We start from the raw sequence: 25,679 nt of genomic DNA on the forward strand, positions 1-25,679 counted from the left end.
TTTGCTGTCTGGTGTTCAAGCAGGGTAGATAGCGCCCAGTATCCGCAGGCCGCGGGCGCCGGTAACGCTGGGGCGGTTGGCGGCAATGCCTTCCATGCTGCAATGGGCCAGCCAGGCGAAGGCCATGGCCTCGACCCAGTCGGGATCCACGCCATATACAGCGGTGCTGCTCACCCGTGTCCCGGGCAGTAGGGCCGCGAGGCGCTGCATCAGGGCATTGTTGTGGGCGCCACCGCCACAGACCAGAAGCTCCTGGGTGTCGCTCTGTGCCGCCTGCAGCGAGTGAACGATGGTCAGTGCGGTCAGTTCCAGCAGGGTGGCTTGCACATCTTCGGCGGGAAGCGGAGGGTGCTGTGCCAGCTGCCGTTGCAGCCACTGCAGATTGAATACTTCGCGCCCTGTGCTCTTCGGCCCCTGGGTAGCGAAGAACGGGTCGCTGAGCAGGGTTGTCAATAAGGACTGGTCGAGCTGGCCGCTGGCTGCCCACTGGCCGTTGCGGTCAAAGGTTTCTGCGCGTTGATCCTGTATCCAGGTGTCGAGCAGTACATTGCCTGGGCCGCAATCGAAGCCGGTCACCGGTTTGTCCGTCTCGATCAGGCTCAGGTTGCTGAAGCCGCCAATGTTCAGAACTGCGCGGTTTCCTGTACGCCGTTCGAACAGGGCTTCGTGGAAGGCCGGGACTAGTGGTGCCCCTTGGCCGCCGGCGGCTACATCGCGGCTGCGAAAGTCACTGACGACGCTTATACCGGTGAGCTCTGCAAGCAGTGCCGGGTTGCCAATCTGTACAGTAAAACCGCGGCTCGGTTCATGACGTACTGTCTGGCCGTGACTGCCAATGGCGCGAATGTCCCCAGCTTGCAGTTGTTGCTGTTGCAGAAGGCTATGGATGCCCTGGGCAGCCAGCTTGACCCAATGTTGCTGGGCCATGGCGGAGCGGGCGATCTCGTCTGGGCCGCTGGCGCACAAGCTCAACAGCTCGGCGCGCAGGGACTCTGGCATGGGGATGTAGTGGGTGGCGATCAGTCTGATCGCCGGATCCTGCTCGATCAGGGCGATGTCCAGGCCATCAAGGCTGGTTCCGGACATGACTCCTATATAGCGCGCCATGGTTCAGCGCTTGCTCGAGGCCAGCATCGTGGCCTTTTCCTGCTCCATTCGAGCCATCAGAGGCTGGCTCTGCTGGAGGAAACGAGCACGTTCTGCCTTGGCGATCGGGTCGGCCATTGGCAGTTTCTGGCCCAGCGGGTCTACGTGGACGCCATTGACCTGAAACTCGTAATGCAAGTGTGGGCCGGTGGACAGGCCTGTGGTGCCGATATAGCCAATGACCTGACCCTGCTTCACCGAGCCGCCGGTCTTGACACCTTTGGCGAAGCCTTGCATGTGGCCATACAGCGTGCGGTAGGTATTGCCGTGCTGGATGATCACGGTGTTGCCGTAACCGCCGCGGCGACCTGCCAGCAGGACCTTGCCGTCGCCGGCGGCCTTGATGGGGGTACCCCGCGGAGCGGCATAGTCGACGCCCTTGTGAGCGCGGATCTTGTTCAGGATTGGATGCTTGCGCCCCATGGAGAAGCGTGAGCTGATGCGGGCAAAGTCCACTGGCGTGCGGATGAACGCCTTGCGCATGCTGTTGCCGTCTGCGGTGTAGTAGCTGCTTGAGCCTTGTTTGTTGGTGTAGCGCACTGCGGTGTAGGTTTTGCCACGGTTGGTGAAGCGCGCGGAGAGGATATTGCCGGTCCCGACCACTTTGCCGTTGGCCACCCTCTGCTCATAGATCACGTCAAACTCGTCACCCTGGCGAATGTCCTGAGCGAAGTCGATGTCGTAGCCGAAAATGCTCGCCATATCCATGGTCAGGCTATGGGACAGGCCAGCACGGGCCGCAGACTGTGAAAGCGAACTGTTGATCACGCCGTGAACGTAGGCTGAGCGCACTACTGGCTTGGTGATCACTCGGTTGAAGGTAAAGCCTTTGGGGCCCTTGGTCAGCGTGATGGTTTCCAGGTCGCTGACTTTTGTGTGCAGGTTGTTCAGTTGGCCGTCTGGAGTCAGTTCGAACTCCAGTTTCTGGCCATGTTTGAGCTGAGAAAACTGTTTGGCTTGCTTGTCGCTAGCCAGTATTTCGTGCACCGAGGTGGCGGGCAGGCCAACCTTCTCGAACAGCGTGGACAGGGTGTCGCCCTTGGTGACTGTTACTTCTCTGTGGCCTGGAGCTTTTGCTTCTTCCACGACGGCGGGCGCAGGCTTGCTTTCTGCGGTTTCCGTGGTGTCTTCCGGGGTGTTTTCGATCTGTGCGAAAGGTGAGGCTACTGCTTCAGTTGTGGCTTGTTCCGTAGATGCAGCGTCTTGATCTTGTGTGAGTTGCTCGATCGGGCTTTCCAGATCAAGGCTCAAGGTGGTTTTTTTGGCTTCAACATCACTGGAAGGGAATACCAGCAGAGCCAGACTTAGAAGGGCTGCTATGCCGCTTGCGGCGAGCAGGTGGCTCTTCGGATAAAGCGGTGGCGCTTTAGACGGTTCGGTGGTCATAGGTAATTTGACTTTGAAAAGATGAAATGGAAAAGATGAATGACATGATGAAGATGAAATAACTGTATAAAATATAACCAAATCATCTGTGACGCAAGCGCGCGGACACTCTGTTCTCTGAATGCACCCGTACGCCGGGCAAAACTTGTAATTAGTCCGTGATCTTGTATGGTTGGTTCCCTTTTGAATCTGAGCCTTGCGGGTCTGTTATGAAGTCGGTTGAAGAGCAGCTAGCGCTGATCAAGCGTGGTGCGGAAGAGTTGTTGGTCGAGTCCGAGTTGATCGAGAAGCTCAAGCGTGGCGTGCCGCTGCGTATCAAGGCCGGCTTCGATCCGACTGCGCCGGATTTGCACCTTGGGCATACCGTGCTTATCAATAAGCTGCGTCAATTTCAGGATCTGGGTCATCAAGTGATCTTCCTGATTGGCGACTTTACCGGGATGATCGGTGATCCAAGTGGCAAGAGTGCCACTCGTCCGCCGTTGACTCGCGAGCAGGTTCTGGAAAATGCCGAGACCTATAAAAGCCAGGTCTTCAAGATTCTTGATCCAGCCAAGACTGAGGTGGCTTTCAACTCGACTTGGATGGACAAGATGGGGCCGGCGGACTTCATTCGTCTGACTTCTCAATACACGGTTGCGCGCATGCTCGAGCGCGATGACTTCGATAAGCGCTACTCGACCAATCAGCCGATCGCTATCCATGAGTTTTTGTATCCGCTGGTTCAGGGGTACGACTCGGTTGCGCTGCGTGCTGATGTCGAGCTGGGTGGTACCGATCAGAAGTTCAACCTGTTGATGGGGCGTGAGCTGCAGCGCGGTTATGGTCAAGAGGCGCAATGCATCCTGACCATGCCGTTGCTTGAAGGGTTGGATGGGGTCAAGAAGATGTCCAAGTCCTTGGGCAACTACGTGGGTATCCAGGAAGCGCCAGGGGTTATGTATGGCAAGTTGGTTTCCATTCCTGATGCGTTGATGTGGCGTTATTTCGAGCTGCTCAGCTTTCGTTCGATGGAAGAAATCGATGCATTCCGCGCTGATGTCGAGGCGGGTGCGAATCCGCGTGACATCAAGATCAAGCTGGCTGAGGAAATTGTTGCGCGCTTCCATGGTGAGGAGGCGGCTGCAAGTGCTCATCGTGCTGCGGGCAACCGCATGAAGGATGGCGAACTGCCAGAGGATCTGCCGGAGATCGAGCTGACGGCCACTGAGGATATGCCGATTGCTGCTGTCCTTAATAAAGCTGGGCTGGTTAAGAACGCTGCAGTGGCGCGTGACCTTCTGGGTTCTGGTGGTGTGCGCGTGGATGGCGAAGTTGTTGATCGCACCTTTATATATGTATTGGGCGCGACGCATGTTTGTCAGGCCGGCAAGAAGGCATTTGCGCGCATTACGCTCAAATCCGAATAAAACAGAAAATAGGTGTTGACGGCGAGTTATATGTCTCTATAATTCGCCCCACTTCCGGCGCAGTCGAAACGGAAAACTCCTTGAGATTCAACGAGTTACGCAGTTTTCGGCAGCGGTTACGCTTCAGTTCATCGAAGCCAGAAGCAGTTAGTAAGGCAGTGTGTTTTCGCCTTGTTAACGATTCGATCATCTCGGTCGAAAGCGGTTAAAAAGAGGTGTTGACAGCAGCGTGTAACGCTGTAGAATTCGCCTCCCGCTAACGAGAGATCGAAAGCGCAAGTGGTTGAAGTTGTTGAGGAAATCTTCAAAAACTTCTAAAAAAATCGCTTGACAGCAAATGAGGCTGCTGTAGAATGCGCGCCTCGGTTGAGACGAAAGATCTTAACCAACCGCTCTTTAATAACTGAATCAAGCAATTCGTGTGGGTGCTTGTGTGGTCAGACTGATAGTCAAAAAGATTATCAGCATCACAAGTTACTCCGCGAGAAATCAAAGATGTAACCAACGATTGCTGAGCCAGGTTTAGGGTTTTCTCAAAACCCAAAGATGTTTGAACTGAAGAGTTTGATCATGGCTCAGATTGAACGCTGGCGGCAGGCCTAACACATGCAAGTCGAGCGGCAGCACGGGTACTTGTACCTGGTGGCGAGCGGCGGACGGGTGAGTAATGCCTAGGAATCTGCCTGGTAGTGGGGGATAACGTCCGGAAACGGGCGCTAATACCGCATACGTCCTACGGGAGAAAGTGGGGGATCTTCGGACCTCACGCTATCAGATGAGCCTAGGTCGGATTAGCTAGTTGGTGAGGTAATGGCTCACCAAGGCTACGATCCGTAACTGGTCTGAGAGGATGATCAGTCACACTGGAACTGAGACACGGTCCAGACTCCTACGGGAGGCAGCAGTGGGGAATATTGGACAATGGGCGAAAGCCTGATCCAGCCATGCCGCGTGTGTGAAGAAGGTCTTCGGATTGTAAAGCACTTTAAGTTGGGAGGAAGGGTACTTACCTAATACGTGAGTATTTTGACGTTACCGACAGAATAAGCACCGGCTAACTCTGTGCCAGCAGCCGCGGTAATACAGAGGGTGCAAGCGTTAATCGGAATTACTGGGCGTAAAGCGCGCGTAGGTGGTTTGTTAAGTTGGATGTGAAAGCCCCGGGCTCAACCTGGGAACTGCATCCAAAACTGGCAAGCTAGAGTATGGTAGAGGGTGGTGGAATTTCCTGTGTAGCGGTGAAATGCGTAGATATAGGAAGGAACACCAGTGGCGAAGGCGACCACCTGGACTGATACTGACACTGAGGTGCGAAAGCGTGGGGAGCAAACAGGATTAGATACCCTGGTAGTCCACGCCGTAAACGATGTCAACTAGCCGTTGGGAGCCTTGAGCTCTTAGTGGCGCAGCTAACGCATTAAGTTGACCGCCTGGGGAGTACGGCCGCAAGGTTAAAACTCAAATGAATTGACGGGGGCCCGCACAAGCGGTGGAGCATGTGGTTTAATTCGAAGCAACGCGAAGAACCTTACCAGGCCTTGACATCCAATGAACTTTCCAGAGATGGATTGGTGCCTTCGGGAACATTGAGACAGGTGCTGCATGGCTGTCGTCAGCTCGTGTCGTGAGATGTTGGGTTAAGTCCCGTAACGAGCGCAACCCTTGTCCTTAGTTACCAGCACGTTATGGTGGGCACTCTAAGGAGACTGCCGGTGACAAACCGGAGGAAGGTGGGGATGACGTCAAGTCATCATGGCCCTTACGGCCTGGGCTACACACGTGCTACAATGGTCGGTACAAAGGGTTGCCAAGCCGCGAGGTGGAGCTAATCCCATAAAACCGATCGTAGTCCGGATCGCAGTCTGCAACTCGACTGCGTGAAGTCGGAATCGCTAGTAATCGCGAATCAGAATGTCGCGGTGAATACGTTCCCGGGCCTTGTACACACCGCCCGTCACACCATGGGAGTGGGTTGCACCAGAAGTAGCTAGTCTAACCTTCGGGGGGACGGTTACCACGGTGTGATTCATGACTGGGGTGAAGTCGTAACAAGGTAGCCGTAGGGGAACCTGCGGCTGGATCACCTCCTTAATCGACGACATCAGCTGCTTCATAAGCTCCCACACGAATTGCTTGATTCATTGAAGAAGACGATAGAAGCAGCTTTAAGCTCCAAGCTGATAGCTCCAAGCTAACAGTTACAAGCTCGAAATTGGGTCTGTAGCTCAGTTGGTTAGAGCGCACCCCTGATAAGGGTGAGGTCGGCAGTTCGAATCTGCCCAGACCCACCAATTTTGTTATGGGGCCATAGCTCAGCTGGGAGAGCGCCTGCCTTGCACGCAGGAGGTCAGCGGTTCGATCCCGCTTGGCTCCACCATAAACTGCTTCTGAAAGCTTAGAAATGAGCATTCACATTGAATGTTGATTTCTAGTCTTTTGATTAGATCGTTCTTTAAAAATTTGGGTATGTGATAGAAAGATAGACTGAACGTTACTTTCACTGGTAACGGATCAGGCTAAGGTAAAATTTGTGAGTTAAATTGCAAATTTTCGGCGAATGTCGTCTTCATAGTATAACCAGATTGCTTGGGGTTATATGGTCAAGTGAAGAAGCGCATACGGTGGATGCCTTGGCAGTCAGAGGCGATGAAAGACGTGGTAGCCTGCGATAAGCTTCGGGGAGTCGGCAAACAGACTTTGATCCGGAGATCTCTGAATGGGGGAACCCAGCCATCATAAGATGGTTATCTTGTACTGAATACATAGGTGCAAGAGGCGAACCAGGGGAACTGAAACATCTAAGTACCCTGAGGAAAAGAAATCAACCGAGATTCCCTTAGTAGTGGCGAGCGAACGGGGACTAGCCCTTAAGTGGCTTTGAGATTAGCGGAACGCTCTGGAAAGTGCGGCCATAGTGGGTGATAGCCCTGTACGCGAAAATCTCTTAGTCATGAAATCGAGTAGGACGGGGCACGAGAAACCTTGTCTGAATATGGGGGGACCATCCTCCAAGGCTAAATACTACTGACTGACCGATAGTGAACTAGTACCGTGAGGGAAAGGCGAAAAGAACCCCGGAGAGGGGAGTGAAATAGATCCTGAAACCGTATGCGTACAAGCAGTGGGAGCAGACTTTGTTCTGTGACTGCGTACCTTTTGTATAATGGGTCAGCGACTTATTTTCAGTGGCGAGCTTAACCGAATAGGGGAGGCGTAGCGAAAGCGAGTCTTAATAGGGCGTCTAGTCGCTGGGAATAGACCCGAAACCGGGCGATCTATCCATGGGCAGGTTGAAGGTTAGGTAACACTGACTGGAGGACCGAACCGACTACCGTTGAAAAGTTAGCGGATGACCTGTGGATCGGAGTGAAAGGCTAATCAAGCTCGGAGATAGCTGGTTCTCCTCGAAAGCTATTTAGGTAGCGCCTCATGTATCACTGTAGGGGGTAGAGCACTGTTTCGGCTAGGGGGTCATCCCGACTTACCAAACCGATGCAAACTCCGAATACCTACAAGTGCCGAGCATGGGAGACACACGGCGGGTGCTAACGTCCGTCGTGAAAAGGGAAACAACCCAGACCGTCAGCTAAGGTCCCAAAGTTATGGTTAAGTGGGAAACGATGTGGGAAGGCTTAGACAGCTAGGAGGTTGGCTTAGAAGCAGCCACCCTTTAAAGAAAGCGTAATAGCTCACTAGTCGAGTCGGCCTGCGCGGAAGATGTAACGGGGCTCAAACCATACACCGAAGCTACGGGTATCACGTAAGTGATGCGGTAGAGGAGCGTTCTGTAAGCCTGTGAAGGTGAGTTGAGAAGCTTGCTGGAGGTATCAGAAGTGCGAATGCTGACATGAGTAACGACAATGGGTGTGAAAAACACCCACGCCGAAAGACCAAGGTTTCCTGCGCAACGTTAATCGACGCAGGGTTAGTCGGTCCCTAAGGCGAGGCTGAAAAGCGTAGTCGATGGAAAACAGGTTAATATTCCTGTACTTCTAGTTATTGCGATGGAGGGACGGAGAAGGCTAGGCCAGCTTGGCGTTGGTTGTCCAAGTTTAAGGTGGTAGGCTGGAATCTTAGGTAAATCCGGGGTTCTAAGGCCGAGAGCTGATGACGAGTTACCTTTTAGGTGACGAAGTGGTTGATGCCATGCTTCCAAGAAAAGCTTCTAAGCTTCAGATAACTAGGAACCGTACCCCAAACCGACACAGGTGGTTGGGTAGAGAATACCAAGGCGCTTGAGAGAACTCGGGTGAAGGAACTAGGCAAAATGGCACCGTAACTTCGGGAGAAGGTGCGCCGGTGAGGGTGAAGGACTTGCTCCGTAAGCTCATGCCGGTCGAAGATACCAGGCCGCTGCGACTGTTTATTAAAAACACAGCACTCTGCAAACACGAAAGTGGACGTATAGGGTGTGACGCCTGCCCGGTGCCGGAAGGTTAATTGATGGGGTTAGCTAACGCGAAGCTCTTGATCGAAGCCCCGGTAAACGGCGGCCGTAACTATAACGGTCCTAAGGTAGCGAAATTCCTTGTCGGGTAAGTTCCGACCTGCACGAATGGCGTAACGATGGCGGCGCTGTCTCCACCCGAGACTCAGTGAAATTGAAATCGCTGTGAAGATGCAGTGTATCCGCGGCTAGACGGAAAGACCCCGTGAACCTTTACTATAGCTTTGCACTGGACTTTGAATTTGCTTGTGTAGGATAGGTGGGAGGCTTTGAAGCGTGAACGCCAGTTTGCGTGGAGCCATCCTTGAAATACCACCCTGGCAACTTTGAGGTTCTAACTCAGGTCCGTTATCCGGATCGAGGACAGTGTATGGTGGGTAGTTTGACTGGGGCGGTCTCCTCCTAAAGAGTAACGGAGGAGTACGAAGGTGCGCTCAGACCGGTCGGAAATCGGTCGTAGAGTATAAAGGCAAAAGCGCGCTTGACTGCGAGACAGACACGTCGAGCAGGTACGAAAGTAGGTCTTAGTGATCCGGTGGTTCTGTATGGAAGGGCCATCGCTCAACGGATAAAAGGTACTCCGGGGATAACAGGCTGATACCGCCCAAGAGTTCATATCGACGGCGGTGTTTGGCACCTCGATGTCGGCTCATCACATCCTGGGGCTGAAGCCGGTCCCAAGGGTATGGCTGTTCGCCATTTAAAGTGGTACGCGAGCTGGGTTTAGAACGTCGTGAGACAGTTCGGTCCCTATCTGCCGTGGACGTTTGAGATTTGAGAGGGGCTGCTCCTAGTACGAGAGGACCGGAGTGGACGAACCTCTGGTGTTCCGGTTGTCACGCCAGTGGCATTGCCGGGTAGCTATGTTCGGAAAAGATAACCGCTGAAAGCATCTAAGCGGGAAACTTGCCTCAAGATGAGATCTCACTGGGATCTTGAATCCCCTAAAGGGCCGTCGAAGACTACGACGTTGATAGGTTGGGTGTGTAAGCGCTGTGAGGCGTTGAGCTAACCAATACTAATTGCCCGTGAGGCTTGACCATATAACACCCAAGCAATTTGCTTAAGAAGCGAGTTGCGGTGTGTGAAGACGAAACGAACCGAAAGTTTGCACCGCTCACAAAGCACACAAACCTATTACATACCCATTCGCTGGCACGTTGCACAAGCAACGGACTGGCTACCGAATTTCTTGACGACCATAGAGCGTTGGAACCACCTGATCCCATCCCGAACTCAGAAGTGAAACGATGCATCGCCGATGGTAGTGTGGGGTTTCCCGATGTGAGAGTAGGTCATCGTCAAGATTAAATTCCGAAACCCCAATTGCGAAAGCAGTTGGGGTTTTGTTTTTGCGCTGCAGAAAAGTTGCGCTGCTGCGGCCGGCCATGACCGCTCGGCTACGGTTGCCAGCGCTTCGATCTCCCTCTGAAGCCCTTTGCCTACGGTGATTTCTATGCAATGGCTTGGGGCATAGCTATCATTCCAGCCTCATTGTAAGGCGGAGCTTGCATGTCGACGTTGTTAGAGCTTCTTAAGGATGGGCAATTTCACTCAGGGCAAGCCCTTGGGTGTGCGTTGGGTGTTACTCGTAGTGCTATATGGAAGCAATTACAGCTTCTTGAGGCGGAGTTGGGGCTCGATATTCATAAGGTGCGAGGCCGTGGTTACCGACTGGCCTCCCCCATTACGTTGTTAAGCGCAGAGAAAATTAATCGTCTTTCTCCCGATGCCCCCTGGGCGGTCCAGGTTTTTGATTTTCTGGACTCGACAAACGCCGAGGCGCTGCGCTCGATCGAGCGTGGATGTATTGCTCCCTTCCTGGTTCTAGCTGAGCGACAAACAGCGGGGCGCGGTCGGCGCGGTCGTAAGTGGGTCAGTCCCTTCGCTGAGAACATTTACTACAGCCTTGTGTTGCGAGTTGATGGTGGTATGCGGCAGTTGGAGGGGCTGAGTCTGGTTGTGGGCCTGGCTGTGATGCAGGCTCTTCGAGGCTGTGGCGTTCCAGGTGCGGGGCTGAAATGGCCAAATGATGTCTTGGTCGGTCAGAAAAAGATTGCTGGAATACTTCTTGAGTTGGTGGGTGATCCTGCAGATGTATGTCATGTCGCCATTGGTGTTGGGATCAATGTGAACATGCAAGGTTCTGAGGAGGTCGATCAGGAATGGACTTCGGTAAGGCTCGAGTCTGGCAAGATCATGGATCGAAATCAGCTTGTCGCTCGTCTGGGCGAGGTTCTGGCCGCTTATCTGGAGCGTCATCGCTTGCAGGGGTTTTCAGCTATCCAGCATGAGTGGGAGCAAAACCACCTATGGCAGGGGCGCGCAGTGTCTCTGATAGCGGGTGTAACTAAAGTTGATGGGGTCGTTCTGGGAGTTGATCGCCAGGGAGGGCTGCGCCTTAAGGTGGGGGGCGAGGAAAAGGTATATAGCGGTGGAGAGCTTAGTTTGAGGTTGCGCGACGACTCTTGAGCTCTGGCTAGCGCTAATTGGATTGGCTGTGGCGCGTCCGCTGTCGTGAGGTGTTTATGCGTTGGTTGTTTCTGCTGTTATTGGTACTCAATGTTTTCTACTACGTCTGGCATCAGCAGGAGGCCCCGCTTCGGGCAAAAGAAGTGATGCCGCTCTCACTTTATCGAGGATCCCAGCAGGATATTCGACTGCTGAGCGAGTCTACTGACGCGGTCGAGCGACGTGATAAGGGGCGGGTGGCGGATGCGGAGGCAGGTTGTCTGTATCTGGGCGGCTTTGTGCGTCGAGAGTCGGCTCAGGGGCTTGAGCGGCGTCTCGGTGAGTTGGGTGTCGAGGTCAAATTGCAGGCTTTGAATGCCCCAGGTTCATCAGGTTTTTGGTTGCGCATATCTCCTGAAAGCAAGCATCTAGTGGATGATCCTCAGTTGCTGAGCCTTGCTAAGGAATTCAATGAGTTAAAACATAAAATAATGCCGTGTGAGGGGGTTGCAACTGTCGAATAGGTTGCATAGAATGGCGCCCGCTCCGCAGTGAAGACCTCTTGAGGTTGAAGCTAAAGAGTTAGGTCAACGCAGCTAACCTCAAGATTTAATTGAGAAAATGCTTGACAGAAGGGTGGCATAGTATAGAATGCTGCCTCGCTTAGGAGGGGTTCCCGAGCGGCCAAAGGGATCAGACTGTAAATCTGACGTCTACGACTTCGAAGGTTCGAATCCTTCCCCCTCCACCAGATTTAGCGAGAGCTGCAGGCTCCGCGGGTATAGTTTAGTGGTAGAACCTCAGCCTTCCAAGCTGATGATGCGGGTTCGATTCCCGCTACCCGCTCCAAGTTTGCGGATTTTGCAAAGTGTTTTGCTCTTGTAGCTCAGTTGGTAGAGCACACCCTTGGTAAGGGTGAGGTCAGCGGTTCAAATCCGCTCAAGAGCTCCATATAACAAGGCAGATATGAAAATATCTGCCTTTGTTTTAATGGCTTGTGTGAGTTGCTTAATTCTTCTCCTAGGGGTGATTTCGATGGCTAAGGAAAAGTTCGAACGTAATAAGCCGCACGTTAACGTGGGTACTATCGGTCACGTTGACCACGGTAAAACCACTCTGACTGCTGCTCTGACTCGCGTTTGCTCCGAAGTTTTCGGTTCGGCTCGTGTTGACTTCGACAAGATCGACAGCGCCCCAGAAGAAAAGGCTCGTGGTATCACCATCAACACTGCTCACGTAGAGTACGATTCGCACATTCGTCACTACGCGCACGTTGACTGTCCAGGTCACGCCGACTACGTCAAAAACATGATCACCGGTGCTGCCCAGATGGACGGCGCGATCCTGGTTTGCTCGGCTGCCGATGGTCCGATGCCACAAACTCGTGAGCACATCCTGCTGTCCCGTCAGGTAGGCGTTCCGTACATCGTTGTCTTCCTGAACAAGGCTGACATGGTTGACGACGCTGAGCTGCTGGAACTGGTTGAGATGGAAGTGCGCGATCTGCTGAGCACTTACGATTTCCCAGGTGACGACACTCCGATCATCATCGGTTCGGCTCTGATGGCTCTGAACGGCCAAGACGACAACGAAATGGGTACCACCGCTGTTAAGCGTCTGGTAGAAACTCTGGACACCTACATCCCAGAGCCAGAGCGTGCTATCGACAAGCCGTTCCTGATGCCAATCGAAGACGTATTCTCGATCTCCGGTCGTGGCACCGTGGTAACTGGCCGTGTTGAGCGTGGTATCGTTCGCATCCAGGAAGAAGTTGAGATCGTTGGTCTGCGCGACACTCAGAAGACTACCTGCACTGGCGTTGAAATGTTCCGCAAACTGCTCGACGAAGGTCGTGCTGGCGAGAACTGCGGCGTTCTGCTGCGTGGTACCAAGCGTGACGACGTTGAGCGTGGTCAGGTTCTGGTTAAGCCAGGCACCGTTAAGCCTCACACCAAGTTCACCGCTGAAGTTTACGTTCTGAGCAAAGAAGAAGGCGGCCGTCATACTCCGTTCTTCAAAGGCTACCGTCCACAGTTCTACTTCCGTACTACTGACGTGACTGGTAACTGCGAGCTGCCAGAAGGCGTTGAAATGGTAATGCCAGGTGACAACATCCAGATGACTGTCACTCTGATCAAAACCATCGCGATGGAAGATGGTCTGCGTTTCGCTATCCGTGAAGGCGGTCGTACCGTCGGCGCCGGTGTCGTGGCCAAAGTCATCGAATAAGCTCTTGAAATATCTCCATCGGGCCGACATAATGGTCGGCCTGATTTTGTTTTTAGGTCAGTAGCTCAATTGGCAGAGCGACGGTCTCCAAAACCGTAGGTTGGGGGTTCGATTCCCTCCTGACCTGCCAGATTCACTCAATGTGTCTGGCTTTCTTTTCACAGGATCTTCATAGATGACTCCTAAAGCTGAAGCTCAAGGCTCTCGCTTCGATCTGCTCAAGTGGCTCGTTGTGGTCGCTTTGGTGATTGTTGGTGTTGTTGGCAATCAGTACTACTCTGCTTCGCCGATCCTGTACCGTGTCCTAGCGCTGCTTGCTATTGCTGCTGTTGCTGCCTTTGTTGGTCTGCAAACTGCAAAGGGCAAGTCGTTCTTTGTGCTGGTTAAGGAAGCGCGCACTGAGATTCGTAAAGTCGTATGGCCTACTCGCCAAGAAACCACGCAAACCACTTTGATTGTTGTGGCTGTGGTTCTGGTTATGGCGTTGCTGTTGTGGGGGCTAGATTCCCTGCTCGGCTGGCTTGTTTCCTTGATTGTTGGCTAAGGGTGTCCCGTGGCTAAGCGTTGGTACGTTGTGCATGCTTACTCGGGTTACGAGAAGCATGTAATGCGCTCGTTGATCGAGCGTGTGAAGCTGGCTGGCATGGAAGATGGCTTCGGCGAAATTCTGGTTCCCACTGAAGAAGTGGTTGAGATGCGTAACGGCCAGAAGCGCAAAAGTGAGCGTAAATTCTTTCCAGGCTATGTGCTGGTTCAGATGGATATGAATGAGGGTACTTGGCACTTGGTCAAGGACACCCCTCGTGTGATGGGCTTTATCGGTGGTACTGCCGATAAGCCGGCTCCTATTACTGATAAGGAAGCGGAGGCGATTCTGCGTCGTGTTGCTGACGGCAGTGATAAGCCTAAGCCCAAGACCCTGTTTGAGCCTGGTGAAGTGGTTCGTGTTACTGACGGTCCATTCGCTGACTTTAATGGCACGGTCGAAGAAGTTAACTACGAAAAGAGCCGTATTCAGGTGGCTGTGCTCATTTTCGGTCGCTCTACTCCGGTAGAGCTAGAGTTCAGTCAGGTCGAGAAGGCATAACTGGACGAGAATCCCATACCCCGCAGCCTTAGGCTGTGGGGTTTTGTCGTCACTGGGATAAACGCGCAAGTAACCGGGGAGCCTTTCTAGGCGTCTGAACCCGTAATTGGAGTGCCTCATGGCTAAGAAGATTACTGCTTACATCAAGCTGCAAGTTAAGGCCGCTCAGGCCAACCCAAGCCCGCCCGTTGGTCCAGCTCTGGGTCAGCACGGCGTGAACATCATGGAATTCTGCAAGGCTTTCAACGCCCGTACTCAGGGTCTTGAGCCAGGTCTGCCGACTCCTGTGATCATCACTGTTTACAGTGACCGCAGCTTCACTTTCGAAACTAAGAGCACCCCTGCTTCGGTTCTGCTGAAGAAAGCTGCTGGTCTGACCAGCGGTTCCGCTCGTCCGAACACCGTTAAGGTTGGCACCGTTACCCGTGCTCAGCTGGAAGAGATCGCGAAAACCAAAAACGCGGATCTGACTGCAGCTGATATGGATGCAGCCGTGCGTACTATCGCCGGTTCTGCTCGTAGCATGGGCCTTAACGTGGAGGGTGTGTAATGGCTAAGCTGACCAAGCGCCAAAAGGCTATCGCCGGCAAGATTGAAGCAGGCAAGGCCTACAACTTCGTAGAAGCCGCCGCTCTCCTGACCGAGCTGTCGACCGTTAAGTTCAGCGAGTCCGTAGACGTTGCTGTGAACCTGGGCGTAGACCCGCGTAAATCTGACCAGGTCGTTCGTAGCGCTACTGTGCTGCCGCACGGCACTGGCAAGACTGTACGTGTAGCTGTGTTCACCCAGGGTCCAGCTGCTGAAGCTGCTCTGGCTGCCGGTGCAGACCGCGTAGGTATGGATGATCTGGCTGCCGAAATGAAAGGCGGCGACCTGAACTATGACGTAGTTATTGCTTCCCCGGATGCAATGCGCGTTGTAGGTCAGCTGGGTCAGGTTCTGGGTCCTCGTGGCCTGATGCCTAACCCGAAAGTCGGTACCGTTACTCCAGACGTAGCTTCGGCAGTCAAGAACGCCAAGGCTGGTCAGGTTCGTTACCGCACCGACAAAAACGGCATCATCCACACTTCCGTTGGCAAGGTCGGCTTCGACGCGGTCAAGCTGAAGGAAAACGTTGAAGCCCTGATCGCTGACCTGAAGCGTATCAAGCCAGCTTCTTCGAAAGGCATCTACGTCAAGCGCGTTACCCTGAGCACCACTATGGGCCCAGGTCTGGTCATCGACCAGGGTTCGCTGGACGTATAAGACACAAGCGGATGCAAGTGATTGCATCCGCTGAAAAATTGGGGTCCCTGCCTGGCGGGGGCTATCCAAGACCGTAGGCGACGCAAGTCTTAAACCTCAAGCCTACGCAGATGGTGCTCCCGGTTCCTTACCGAATCAGACACCAAAACGACATCCAGCTCCGGTTGGATGAAACGGTAACAAGCAGGAGTTAAACCCGTGGCAATTAAACTCGAAGACAAGAAGGCCATCGTCGCTGAAGTCAACGAGGCTGCCAAAGTCGCTCTGTCTGCTGTTGTGGCTGATGCCCGCGGTGTGACAGTAGGCGCAATGACCGGACTCCGTAAAGAGGCCCGCGAAGCTGGCGTTTACGTACGTGTTGTACGTAACACCCTGCTCAAGCGCGCTGTTGAAGGCACTCAATATGACGTGCTCAACGACGCGTTCGTCGGCCCTACCCTGATTGCATTCTCCAAGGAACATCCGGGCGCTGCCGCTCGTATTTTCAAAGAGTTCGCAAAGGGTCAGGACAAGTTCGAGATCAAGGCAGCTGCGTTCGAGGGCAAGTACCTCGCAGCAAACGAGATCGACGTGTTGGCTTCGCTGCCAACTCGCGACGAAGCTATTGCGAAGCTGATGAGCGTGATTCAAGGCGCTACCAGCAAGCTGGCTCGTACTCTGGCGGCTATTCGCGACCAGAAAGAAGCTGCTGCTGCCTAAGGCACCGCAAGCCCTTTCAAAATCATATGTTTAATTTGATGGCTGCGTAGGCTGTCACCCCAATACAGGAATTTATAGTCATGTCTCTGACTAACGAGCAAATCATCGAAGCAATCGGCCAGAAAACCGTTCTGGAAGTTGTTGAGCTGATCAAGGCAATGGAAGAAACCTTCGGCGTTACCGCTGCTGTTGCCGCCGCTGGCCCAGCTGCTGCTGCCGCTGTTGTTGAAGAGCAAACTGAATTCAACGTCATGCTGACCGAAGCTGGCGAGAAGAAAGTTAACGTGATCAAGGCTGTACGTGAACTGACCGGTCTGGGCCTGAAAGAAGCCAAGGCTGTAGTTGACGGCGCTCCTGCCATGGTTCTGGAAGCTGTTGCTAAAGAAGCAGCTGAAAAAGCCAAAGCAGCTCTGGAAGAAGCAGGCGCTAAAGTCGAGCTCAAGTAAGCATCGACTTTGTGTCTCCAGCCCAAGCGTTAAGCGAACGGCTGATGGCTGGTGGCTTTTGCCACCGGCCTTTTTCCGTTATTGGCGACCGACTGGGTCGGTGCCTTTAACGTGCTGTAACCCACCCTGTGCGGTGGCGCAAACCAAAGGGTTTGCACGATTTTCTGGCTGCTCCCGTCGGGAGAAGCCGAATAAGCAGGTGACCAAGCTGGGGAACGCTGATGGCTTACTCATATACTGAGAAAAAACGTATCCGCAAGGACTTTAGCAAGTTGCCGGACGTCATGGATGTGCCGTACCTCCTGGCCATCCAGCTGGATTCGTATCGTGAATTCTTGCAAGCGGGAGCGACTAAAGATCAGTTCCGCGACGTGGGCCTGCATGCGGCCTTCAAATCCGTTTTCCCGATCATCAGCTACTCCGGCAATGCTGCGTTGGAGTATGTCGGTTATCGCCTGGGCGAACCGGCGTTTGATGTTAAAGAATGCGTGTTGCGTGGTGTGACTTACGCCGTACCTTTGCGGGTAAAAGTCCGTCTGATCATTTTCGACAAAGAATCGTCGAACAAAGCGATCAAGGACATCAAAGAGCAAGAAGTCTACATGGGTGAAATCCCCCTGATGACTGAGAACGGTACCTTCGTAATCAACGGTACCGAGCGTGTAATCGTTTCCCAGCTGCACCGTTCCCCTGGCGTATTCTTCGACCACGACCGTGGCAAGACGCACAGTTCCGGTAAGCTGCTTTACTCTGCGCGGATCATTCCGTACCGCGGTTCGTGGCTGGACTTCGAGTTCGACCCGAAAGACTGCGTGTTCGTCCGTATCGACCGTCGCCGCAAGCTGCCTGCGTCGGTTCTGCTGCGCGCGCTGGGTTACACCACTGAAGAAGTGCTGGACGCTTTCTACACCACCAACGTATTCCATGTGAAAGGCGAGAGCCTGAGCCTGGAGCTGGTGCCTCAGCGCCTGCGTGGTGAAATTGCCGTTCTGGACATCCAGGATGACAAGGGCAAGGTTATTGTCGAGCAGGGTCGTCGTATCACCGCTCGTCACATCAACCAGCTGGAAAAAGCCGGTATCAAGGAGCTGGATGTACCTCTGGACTACGTCCTGGGTCGTACCACCGCCAAGGCTATCGTGCACCCGGCGACCGGCGAAATCCTGGCAGAGTGCAACACCGAGCTGAACACTGAAATTCTGGCAAAAATCGCCAAGGCTCAGGTTGTTCGCATCGAAACTCTGTACACCAACGACATCGACTGCGGTCCGTTCGTTTCCGACACTCTGAAGATCGACTCCACCAGCAACCAATTGGAAGCGCTGGTCGAGATCTATCGCATGATGCGTCCTGGCGAGCCGCCGACCAAAGATGCAGCCGAGACGCTGTTCAACAACCTGTTCTTCAGCCCTGAGCGCTATGACTTGTCCGCCGTTGGCCGGATGAAGTTCAACCGTCGGATCGGTCGTACCGAGATCGAAGGTTCTGGCGTGCTGTGCAAAGAAGACATCGTTGCCGTACTGAAGACTCTGGTCGACATCCGTAACGGTAAAGGCATCGTCGATGACATCGACCACCTGGGTAACCGTCGTGTTCGCTGCGTAGGCGAAATGGCCGAGAACCAGTTCCGCGTTGGCCTGGTACGTGTAGAGCGTGCGGTCAAAGAGCGTCTGTCGATGGCCGAAAGCGAAGGCCTGATGCCGCAAGACCTGATCAATGCCAAGCCAGTGGCGGCGGCAGTGAAAGAGTTCTTCGGTTCCAGCCAGCTGTCGCAGTTCATGGACCAGAACAACCCGCTCTCCGAGATCACCCACAAGCGTCGTGTCTCTGCACTCGGCCCAGGTGGTCTGACCCGCGAGCGCGCAGGCTTTGAGGTTCGTGACGTACACCCGACTCACTACGGTCGTGTATGCCCGATCGAAACGCCGGAAGGTCCGAACATCGGTCTGATCAACTCCCTGGCGGCCTATGCGCGCACCAACCAGTATGGCTTCCTTGAGAGCCCGTACCGTGTGGTGAAAGACGCTCTGGTTACCGACGAGATTGTGTTCCTGTCCGCCATCGAAGAGGCCGATCACGTGATCGCCCAGGCTTCGGCGACCATGAACGACAAAGGTCAACTGATCGATGAGCTGGTAGCTGTTCGTCACTTGAACGAATTCACTGTCAAGGCGCCGGAAGACGTCACCTTGATGGACGTTTCGCCGAAGCAGGTAGTTTCGGTTGCAGCGTCGCTGATCCCGTTCCTCGAGCACGACGACGCCAACCGTGCATTGATGGGTTCCAACATGCAGCGCCAGGCTGTACCGACACTGCGTGCCGATAAGCCGCTGGTAGGTACCGGCATGGAGCGCAACGTTGCCCGTGACTCCGGTGTTTGCGTTGTGGCTCGTCGTGGCGGCGTGATCGACTCGGTCGATGCCAGCCGTATCGTGGTTCGTGTTGCGGATGACGAAGTTGAGACTGGCGAAGCCGGTGTTGATATCTACAACCTGACCAAGTACACCCGCTCCAACCAGAACACCTGCATCAACCAGCGTCCGCTGGTGAGAAAGGGTGATCGGGTGCAGCGCAGCGACATCATGGCCGATGGTCCGTCCACCGACATGGGTGAGCTGGCACTGGGTCAGAACATGCGTATCGCGTTCATGGCATGGAACGGCTTCAACTTCGAAGACTCCATCTGCCTGTCCGAGCGTGTGGTTCAGGAAGACCGCTTCACCACGATCCACATCCAGGAACTGACCTGCGTGGCTCGTGACACCAAGCTTGGCCCAGAGGAAATCACTGCAGACATCCCGAACGTGGGTGAGGCTGCACTGAACAAGCTGGACGAAGCCGGTATCGTTTATGTAGGTGCTGAAGTTGGCGCAGGCGACATCCTGGTCGGTAAGGTCACTCCGAAAGGCGAGACTCAACTGACTCCGGAAGAGAAGCTGCTGCGTGCGATCTTCGGTGAGAAAGCCAGCGACGTTAAAGACACCTCCCTGCGTGTGCCTACCGGTACCAAGGGTACTGTCATTGATGTACAGGTCTTCACTCGTGACGGCGTTGAGCGTGACGCTCGTGCTCTGTCCATCGAGAAGAGCCAGCTCGACGAGATCCGCAAGGATCTGAACGAAGAGTTCCGCATCGTGGAAGGCGCGACCTTCGAACGTCTGCGCTCCGCTCTGGTCGGCCATAAAGCCGAAGGCGGCGCCGGTCTGAAGAAAGGCCAGGAAATCACCGACGAAGTTCTCGACGGTCTTGAGCACGGCCAGTGGTTCAAACTGCGCATGGCTGAAGATGCTCTGAACGAGCAGCTCGAGAAGGCTCAGGCCTACATCGTTGATCGCCGCCGTCTGCTGGACGACAAGTTCGAAGACAAGAAGCGCAAACTGCAGCAGGGCGATGACCTGGCTCCAGGCGTGCTGAAAATCGTCAAGGTCTACCTGGCAATCCGTCGTCGCATCCAGCCGGGCGACAAGATGGCCGGTCGTCACGGTAACAAGGGTGTGGTCTCCGTGATCATGCCGGTTGAAGACATGCCGCACGATGCCAATGGCACCCCGGTCGACGTCGTCCTCAACCCGCTGGGCGTACCTTCGCGTATGAACGTTGGTCAGATTCTCGAAACTCACCTGGGCCTCGCGGCCAAAGGTCTGGGCGAGAAGATCAACCGCATGGTTGAAGAGCAGCGTAAGGTGGCGGAGCTGCGCACCTTCCTGGACGAAATCTACAACCAGATCGGCGGTCGCAATGAAGATCTGGACAGCTTCTCCGATCAGGAGATTCTGGATCTGGCGAACAACCTGCGCGGCGGTGTGCCAATGGCCACTCCGGTGTTCGACGGCGCCAAGGAAAGCGAAATCAAGGCCATGCTGAAACTGGCGGACCTGCCAGAGAGCGGCCAGATGCAGCTGACCGACGGCCGTACCGGCAACAAGTTTGAGCGTCCAGTTACCGTTGGCTACATGTACATGCTGAAACTGAACCACTTGGTAGACGACAAGATGCACGCTCGTTCTACCGGTTCGTACAGCCTGGTTACCCAGCAGCCGCTGGGTGGTAAGGCGCAGTTCGGTGGTCAGCGTTTCGGGGAGATGGAGGTCTGGGCACTGGAAGCATACGGTGCTGCATACACTCTGCAAGAAATGCTCACAGTGAAGTCGGACGATGTGAACGGTCGTACCAAGATGTACAAAAACATCGTGGACGGCGATCACCGTATGGAGCCGGGCATGCCCGAGTCCTTCAACGTGTTGATCAAAGAAATTCGTTCCCTCGGCATCGATATCGATCTGGAAACCGAATAACACGTGACGCGAATCGAGAGCGGGGCAGGATTGCCCGCTCTCTGCTCCGCCAGGAGGAAAGGCCTTGAAAGACCTACTGAATTTGCTGAAAAACCAGGGTCAAGTCGAAGAGTTCGACGCCATCCGTATCGGATTGGCCTCGCCTGAGATGATCCGTTCGTGGTCGTTCGGTGAAGTTAAAAAGCCGGAAACCATCAACTACCGTACGTTCAAGCCTGAGCGTGACGGCCTGTTCTGCGCCAAGATCTTTGGCCCGGTAAAGGATTACGAGTGCCTGTGCGGTAAGTACAAGCGCTTGAAGCATCGCGGCGTGATCTGCGAGAAGTGCGGCGTTGAAGTTGCACTGGCCAAGGTTCGTCGTGAGCGCATGGCGCACATCGAGCTGGCCTCGCCAGTTGCCCACATCTGGTTCCTGAAATCCCTGCCGTCCCGTATCGGCCTGCTGATGGACATGACCCTGCGTGATATCGAGCGCGTTCTCTACTTCGAGAGCTACGTTGTTATCGATCCAGGCATGACCACCCTGGAAAAGGGTCAGCTGCTGAACGACGAGCAGTACTTCGAAGCGCTGGAAGAGTTCGGTGATGACTTCGACGCCCGCATGGGTGCCGAGGCTGTCCGCGAGCTGCTGCACGCTATCGACCTGGAGCACGAGATTGGCCGTCTGCGTGAAGAGATTCCGCAAACCAACTCGGAAACCAAGATCAAGAAGCTGTCCAAGCGTCTGAAGTTGATGGAGGCCTTCCAAGGCTCCGGCAACCTGCCAGAGTGGATGGTGTTGACCGTTCTGCCGGTTCTGCCGCCAGATCTGCGTCCACTGGTTCCGCTGGATGGCGGTCGCTTTGCGACTTCCGACCTCAACGACCTGTATCGTCGAGTGATCAACCGTAACAACCGTTTGAAGCGCCTGCTGGATCTGTCCGCTCCGGACATCATCGTGCGCAACGAAAAACGTATGTTGCAGGAAGCCGTCGACGCCTTGCTCGACAACGGTCGTCGTGGCCGCGCTATTACCGGTTCGAACAAGCGTCCTCTGAAATCCCTGGCTGACATGATCAAGGGTAAGCAAGGTCGTTTCCGTCAGAACTTGCTCGGTAAGCGCGTTGACTACTCCGGTCGTTCGGTAATTACCGTAGGTCCGACCCTGCGTCTGCACCAGTGCGGTCTGCCGAAGAAGATGGCTCTCGAGCTGTTCAAGCCGTTCATTTTCGGCAAGCTGGAAATGCGTGGCCTGGCCACGACCATTAAAGCTGCCAAGAAGATGGTCGAGCGCGAGCTGCCAGAGGTTTGGGACGTTCTCGCTGAAGTGATTCGCGAACACCCAGTGCTTCTCAACCGTGCACCGACCCTTCACCGTCTGGGCATCCAGGCGTTTGAACCGGTACTGATCGAAGGTAAGGCTATCCAGCTGCACCCTCTGGTCTGTGCGGCGTACAACGCCGACTTCGACGGCGACCAAATGGCCGTGCACGTTCCGCTGACGCTGGAAGCCCAGCTGGAAGCGCGTGCGTTGATGATGTCGACCAACAACATTCTGTCGCCAGCCAACGGTGAGCCAATCATCGTTCCGTCGCAGGACGTTGTATTGGGTCTGTACTACATGACCCGTGAAGCGATCAACGCCAAAGGCGAAGGTCGTGTGTTCGCCGACCTGCAGGAAGTCGACCGCGTATTCCGCGCCGGCGAAGCTGCTCTGCACGCCAAGATCAAGGTTCGTATCAACGAAACCGTCAATGATCGCGATGGCGGCAGCGTGAGCACCACCCGTATCGTCGACACAACTGTCGGCCGTGCGCTGCTGTTCCAGGTTGTGCCAAAAGGCCTGTCTTTTGACGTCGTCAACTTGCCGATGAAGAAGAAAGCGATCTCCAAACTGATCAACCAGTGCTACCGCGTGGTGGGTCTGAAAGAGACCGTGATCTTCGCTGACCAGTTGATGTACACCGGTTTTGCTTACTCGACCATTTCCGGCGTTTCGATCGGCGTTAACGACTTCGTTATCCCGGATGAAAAAGCCCGCATCATCGGTGCTGCCACCGACGAAGTGAAGGAAATCGAGAGCCAGTACGCCTCCGGCCTGGTAACCCAGGGCGAGAAGTACAACAAAGTGATCGACCTTTGGTCGAAGGCTAACGACGAAGTATCCAAGGCGATGATGGCCAACCTCTCGAAAGAGAAGGTCATTGACCGTCACGGCGAAGAAGTCGAGCAAGAGTCGTTCAACTCGATGTACATGATGGCTGACTCGGGTGCGCGGGGTTCCGCTGCACAGATCCGTCAGTTGGCCGGTATGCGTGGTCTGATGGCCAAGCCGGACGGCTCCATCATCGAAACGCCGATTACTGCGAACTTCCGTGAAGGTCTGAGCGTACTCCAGTACTTCATCTCGACTCACGGTGCTCGTAAAGGTCTGGCGGATACCGCGTTGAAAACTGCGAACTCCGGTTACCTGACTCGTCGTCTGGTAGACGTGGCGCAGGATCTGGTTGTAACCGAGATCGATTGCGGCACCGAGCACGGTCTGCTGATGACTCCGCACATTGAAGGCGGTGACGTTGTAGAACCTCTGGGTGAGCGCGTTCTGGGTCGTGTTATCGCCCGTGACGTATTCAAGCCGGGTACCGAGGACGTCATCGTTCCTGCGGGCACTCTGGTCGACGAGAAGTGGGTTGAGTTCATCGAGCTGAACAGCATCGACGAAGTAATCGTGCGTTCGCCGATCAGCTGCGAAACCCGTTATGGCATCTGCGCCAAGTGCTACGGTCGCGACCTGGCTCGTGGTCACCTGGTGAACATCGGTGAAGCGGTTGGCGTAATCGCTGCCCAGTCCATCGGTGAGCCGGGTACCCAGTTGACGATGCGTACGTTCCACATCGGTGGTGCGGCAAGCCGTACCTCGGCAGCGGACAGCGTACAGGTGAAAAATGGCGGTACCGTCCGTCTGCATAACCTGAAGCACGTTGAGCGGGTGGATGGTCACCTGGTTGCCGTGTCGCGTTCGGGCGAGCTGGCAATTGCCGACGACTTCGGTCGTGAGCGCGAGCGCTACAAGCTGCCTTACGGTGCTGTGATTTCGGTGAAGGAAGGCGATAAGGTCGACGCTGGTGCCATCGTGGCCAAGTGGGATCCGCACACTCACCCAATCGTTACCGAAATGAAAGGTACCGTGACCTACGTGGGCATGGAAGAAGGCATCACGATCAAGCGTCAGACTGACGAATTGACCGGTATGACCAACATTGAAGTACTTGACGTCAAAGACCGTCCAGCTGCCGGTAAGGACATTCGTCCAGCCGTGAAGATGGTGGGTATGGATGGCAAGGATCTGCTGCTGCCAGGTACCGACGTACCGGCCCAGTACTTCCTGCCGGCTAACGCCCTTGTGGGTGTTGCCGACGGTGCGCAGATTGCGATCGGTGATGTTATCGCTCGTATTCCGCAAGAAACTTCGAAGACCCGTGACATCACCGGTGGTCTGCCGCGTGTTGCCGACTTGTTCGAAGCTCGTCGTCCGAAGGAAGCCTCGATTCTGGCTGAAGTCAGCGGCACCATCGCGTTCGGTAAAGAGACCAAGGGCAAGCGCCGTCTGGTCATCACTCCGAACGACGGTAGCGATCCGTATGAGGAGCTGATTCCGAAGTGGCGTCACCTGAACGTCTTCGAAGGCGAACAAGTGAACCGCGGCGAGGTTATTTCCGACGGTCCGAGCGATCCACACGACATCCTGCGTCTGCTGGGTGTGAGTGCGCTGGCCAAGTACATCGTTAACGAGATCCAGGACGTTTATCGTCTGCAGGGCGTGAAGATCAACGATAAGCACATCGAGACCATCCTGCGTCAGATGCTGCGTAAAGTTGAGATTGCCGAATCCGGCGACTCCAGCTTCATCAAGGGCGACCAGATGGAACTGACTCACGTACTGGTAGAAAACGAGCGTCTGAGCGCTGAAGACAAGTTCATCTCCAAGTTCACCCGCGTACTGCTGGGTATTACTAAGGCGTCCTTGTCCACTGAGTCGTTCATCTCGGCGGCCTCTTTCCAAGAGACCACTCGTGTTCTGACCGAAGCAGCAGTGACCGGCAAGCGCGACTACCTGCGCGGCCTGAAGGAAAACGTGGTCGTGGGTCGTCTGATCCCGGCCGGTACCGGCCTGGCTTACCACAGTGAGCGTAAGCGCCGTCGTGATGCAGACAAGCCACTGCGTGTAAGCGCAAGCGAGGTCGAAGCAGCACTGACTGAAGCGCTGAACTCCAGCGGTAACTGAGGTCTGCAGTAGATTGAGATGAGGCCCCGGTTTTTCCGACTGAGAATCGAGACATTTTTTGCCGCGGTTCACTGATCGGAGAGGCCGGGGCCTTGCCTTGACTGGGGACGGGATCCTCTTTAGACTCTTGTACCCCTAAATTTGGTGGAGCTCCTGCTCTGCCATTTTGTTTATGTCGAAAGACAACAGTGGAGCTAGTAGATGGCAACTATCAACCAGCTGGTACGTCAGCCGCGTAAGCGTATCGTCGAGAAATCCGACGTGCCTGCGCTGCAGAACTGCCCGCAACGTCGTGGCGTGTGCACTCGCGTGTATACCACTACGCCGAAAAAACCTAACTCGGCACTGCGTAAAGTATGCCGTGTGCGTCTGACCAACGGTTTCGAGGTTTCCTCGTACATCGGTGGTGAAGGCCACAACCTGCAAGAGCACAGCGTCGTTCTGATTCGCGGCGGTCGTGTAAAAGACTTGCCAGGTGTTCGTTATCACACCGTTCGCGGCTCCCTGGATACCTCCGGCGTTAAAGGTCGTAACCAAGGTCGTTCGAAGTACGGTACCAAGCGTCCGAAGTAATC

15 protein-coding genes, 6 tRNA genes and 3 rRNA genes are annotated in these 25,679 nt (G+C 54.7%); 22 read left to right on the top strand and 2 right to left on the bottom strand.

What is annotated here, in order from left to right; translation table 11 throughout:
• Positions 1–15: 15 nt before the first annotated feature.
• Positions 16–1,107, bottom strand: coding sequence for an anhydro-N-acetylmuramic acid kinase (locus tag L1O02_RS03105; RefSeq protein WP_235759522.1), 1,092 nt, complete (start codon positions 1,105–1,107; stop codon positions 16–18).
• 3 nt (positions 1,108–1,110) lie between these two features.
• A complete protein-coding gene (locus L1O02_RS03110; RefSeq protein WP_060841347.1) occupies positions 1,111–2,532 on the bottom strand; it encodes a peptidoglycan DD-metalloendopeptidase family protein in 1,422 nt (473 codons plus the stop codon).
• Positions 2,533–2,741: 209 nt separating this feature from the next.
• Here L1O02_RS03110 and tyrS point away from each other — a divergent pair, with 209 nt between their 5' ends.
• The 22 genes from tyrS to rpsL all read left to right on the top strand — a co-directional run bounded on the left by tyrS (position 2,742) and on the right by rpsL (position 25,677).
• The gene (gene tyrS, locus L1O02_RS03115; protein ID WP_108545158.1) at positions 2,742–3,941 is read left to right on the top strand and encodes a tyrosine--tRNA ligase; all 1,200 of its coding nucleotides are present in this window, start codon (positions 2,742–2,744) and stop codon (positions 3,939–3,941) included.
• 552 nt (positions 3,942–4,493) lie between these two features.
• Positions 4,494–6,032: ribosomal RNA gene (locus tag L1O02_RS03120) — 16S ribosomal RNA — on the top strand.
• Between the two features lie 123 nt (positions 6,033–6,155).
• A tRNA-Ile gene (locus L1O02_RS03125) sits at positions 6,156–6,232 on the top strand.
• A gap of 10 nt (positions 6,233–6,242) precedes the next feature.
• Positions 6,243–6,318 (top strand) — tRNA-Ala (locus L1O02_RS03130).
• Between the two features lie 221 nt (positions 6,319–6,539).
• A 23S ribosomal RNA gene (locus L1O02_RS03135) occupies positions 6,540–9,431 on the top strand.
• Between the two features lie 148 nt (positions 9,432–9,579).
• Positions 9,580–9,695 (top strand): 5S ribosomal RNA (gene rrf / locus L1O02_RS03140).
• Together the 16S, 23S and 5S rRNA genes with 2 tRNA genes alongside form the textbook arrangement of a ribosomal RNA operon.
• A 205-nt stretch (positions 9,696–9,900) precedes the next feature.
• Positions 9,901–10,860, top strand: coding sequence for a bifunctional biotin--[acetyl-CoA-carboxylase] ligase/biotin operon repressor BirA (gene birA, locus L1O02_RS03145; protein WP_108546610.1), 960 nt, complete (start codon positions 9,901–9,903; stop codon positions 10,858–10,860).
• Between the two features lie 56 nt (positions 10,861–10,916).
• Entirely contained in the window at positions 10,917–11,363 is a 447-nt protein-coding gene (locus L1O02_RS03150) for a hypothetical protein (protein ID WP_060841344.1), read from the top strand.
• A 142-nt stretch (positions 11,364–11,505) separates the two neighbouring features.
• Positions 11,506–11,590 (top strand) — tRNA-Tyr (locus L1O02_RS03155).
• A gap of 24 nt (positions 11,591–11,614) precedes the next feature.
• Positions 11,615–11,688, top strand: a tRNA-Gly gene (locus tag L1O02_RS03160).
• Between the two features lie 26 nt (positions 11,689–11,714).
• Positions 11,715–11,790: transfer RNA gene (locus L1O02_RS03165), tRNA-Thr, on the top strand.
• 84 nt (positions 11,791–11,874) lie between these two features.
• The gene (gene tuf / locus L1O02_RS03170; protein WP_060841339.1) at positions 11,875–13,068 is read left to right on the top strand and encodes an elongation factor Tu; all 1,194 of its coding nucleotides are present in this window, start codon (positions 11,875–11,877) and stop codon (positions 13,066–13,068) included.
• Between the two features lie 54 nt (positions 13,069–13,122).
• A tRNA-Trp gene (locus L1O02_RS03175) sits at positions 13,123–13,198 on the top strand.
• 45 nt (positions 13,199–13,243) lie between these two features.
• Positions 13,244–13,612 (top strand): preprotein translocase subunit SecE, encoded by a 369-nt coding sequence (gene secE / locus L1O02_RS03180; protein ID WP_016968680.1) that lies wholly within the window; start codon positions 13,244–13,246, stop codon positions 13,610–13,612.
• Between the two features lie 9 nt (positions 13,613–13,621).
• A complete protein-coding gene (gene nusG / locus L1O02_RS03185; protein ID WP_002555501.1) occupies positions 13,622–14,155 on the top strand; it encodes a transcription termination/antitermination protein NusG in 534 nt (177 codons plus the stop codon).
• Between the two features lie 118 nt (positions 14,156–14,273).
• Positions 14,274–14,705 carry a 50S ribosomal protein L11 gene (gene rplK, locus L1O02_RS03190; protein ID WP_003176435.1) on the top strand — a complete coding sequence of 144 codons (432 nt, stop codon included), beginning with the start codon at positions 14,274–14,276 and terminating at the stop codon, positions 14,703–14,705.
• On the top strand, positions 14,705–15,400 hold the full coding sequence (gene rplA / locus L1O02_RS03195) for a 50S ribosomal protein L1 (RefSeq protein WP_011063782.1): 696 nt from the start codon (positions 14,705–14,707) through the stop codon (positions 15,398–15,400). Before rplK ends, rplA begins: the two co-directional genes overlap by 1 nt.
• Before the next feature lie 198 nt (positions 15,401–15,598).
• The gene (gene rplJ / locus L1O02_RS03200; RefSeq protein WP_016968679.1) at positions 15,599–16,099 is read left to right on the top strand and encodes a 50S ribosomal protein L10; all 501 of its coding nucleotides are present in this window, start codon (positions 15,599–15,601) and stop codon (positions 16,097–16,099) included.
• Positions 16,100–16,179: 80 nt separating this feature from the next.
• Positions 16,180–16,545, top strand: coding sequence for a 50S ribosomal protein L7/L12 (gene rplL, locus L1O02_RS03205; RefSeq protein WP_060841342.1), 366 nt, complete (start codon positions 16,180–16,182; stop codon positions 16,543–16,545).
• 221 nt (positions 16,546–16,766) lie between these two features.
• Positions 16,767–20,840 carry a DNA-directed RNA polymerase subunit beta gene (gene rpoB / locus L1O02_RS03210; RefSeq protein WP_016968678.1) on the top strand — a complete coding sequence of 1,358 codons (4,074 nt, stop codon included), beginning with the start codon at positions 16,767–16,769 and terminating at the stop codon, positions 20,838–20,840.
• A 64-nt stretch (positions 20,841–20,904) separates the two neighbouring features.
• Positions 20,905–25,104, top strand: coding sequence for a DNA-directed RNA polymerase subunit beta' (gene rpoC, locus L1O02_RS03215; protein WP_060841341.1), 4,200 nt, complete (start codon positions 20,905–20,907; stop codon positions 25,102–25,104).
• Between the two features lie 201 nt (positions 25,105–25,305).
• A complete protein-coding gene (gene rpsL / locus L1O02_RS03220) occupies positions 25,306–25,677 on the top strand; it encodes a 30S ribosomal protein S12 (RefSeq protein WP_003186084.1) in 372 nt (123 codons plus the stop codon).
• The last annotated feature ends 2 nt before the right edge of the window (positions 25,678–25,679 follow it).

This window comes from Pseudomonas sp. BC42 (genome assembly GCF_021560055.1).
Taxonomy (GTDB): Bacteria; Pseudomonadota; Gammaproteobacteria; order Pseudomonadales; family Pseudomonadaceae; genus Aquipseudomonas.

Bases quoted from the DNA above. Each gene is read 5' to 3' on its own strand.
- L1O02_RS03105 (WP_235759522.1), bottom strand. From the start codon at position 1,107: ATGGCGCGCTATATAGGAGTCATGTCCGGAACCAGCCTTGATGGCCTG.
- L1O02_RS03110 (WP_060841347.1), bottom strand. From the start codon at position 2,532: ATGACCACCGAACCGTCTAAAGCGCCACCGCTTTATCCGAAGAGCCAC.
- tyrS (WP_108545158.1), top strand. From the start codon at position 2,742: ATGAAGTCGGTTGAAGAGCAGCTAGCGCTGATCAAGCGTGGTGCGGAA.
- birA (WP_108546610.1), top strand. From the start codon at position 9,901: ATGTCGACGTTGTTAGAGCTTCTTAAGGATGGGCAATTTCACTCAGGG.
- L1O02_RS03150 (WP_060841344.1), top strand. From the start codon at position 10,917: ATGCGTTGGTTGTTTCTGCTGTTATTGGTACTCAATGTTTTCTACTAC.
- tuf (WP_060841339.1), top strand. From the start codon at position 11,875: ATGGCTAAGGAAAAGTTCGAACGTAATAAGCCGCACGTTAACGTGGGT.
- secE (WP_016968680.1), top strand. From the start codon at position 13,244: ATGACTCCTAAAGCTGAAGCTCAAGGCTCTCGCTTCGATCTGCTCAAG.
- rplK (WP_003176435.1), top strand. From the start codon at position 14,274: ATGGCTAAGAAGATTACTGCTTACATCAAGCTGCAAGTTAAGGCCGCT.
- rplA (WP_011063782.1), top strand. From the start codon at position 14,705: ATGGCTAAGCTGACCAAGCGCCAAAAGGCTATCGCCGGCAAGATTGAA.
- rplL (WP_060841342.1), top strand. From the start codon at position 16,180: ATGTCTCTGACTAACGAGCAAATCATCGAAGCAATCGGCCAGAAAACC.
- rpoB (WP_016968678.1), top strand. From the start codon at position 16,767: ATGGCTTACTCATATACTGAGAAAAAACGTATCCGCAAGGACTTTAGC.
- rpsL (WP_003186084.1), top strand. From the start codon at position 25,306: ATGGCAACTATCAACCAGCTGGTACGTCAGCCGCGTAAGCGTATCGTC.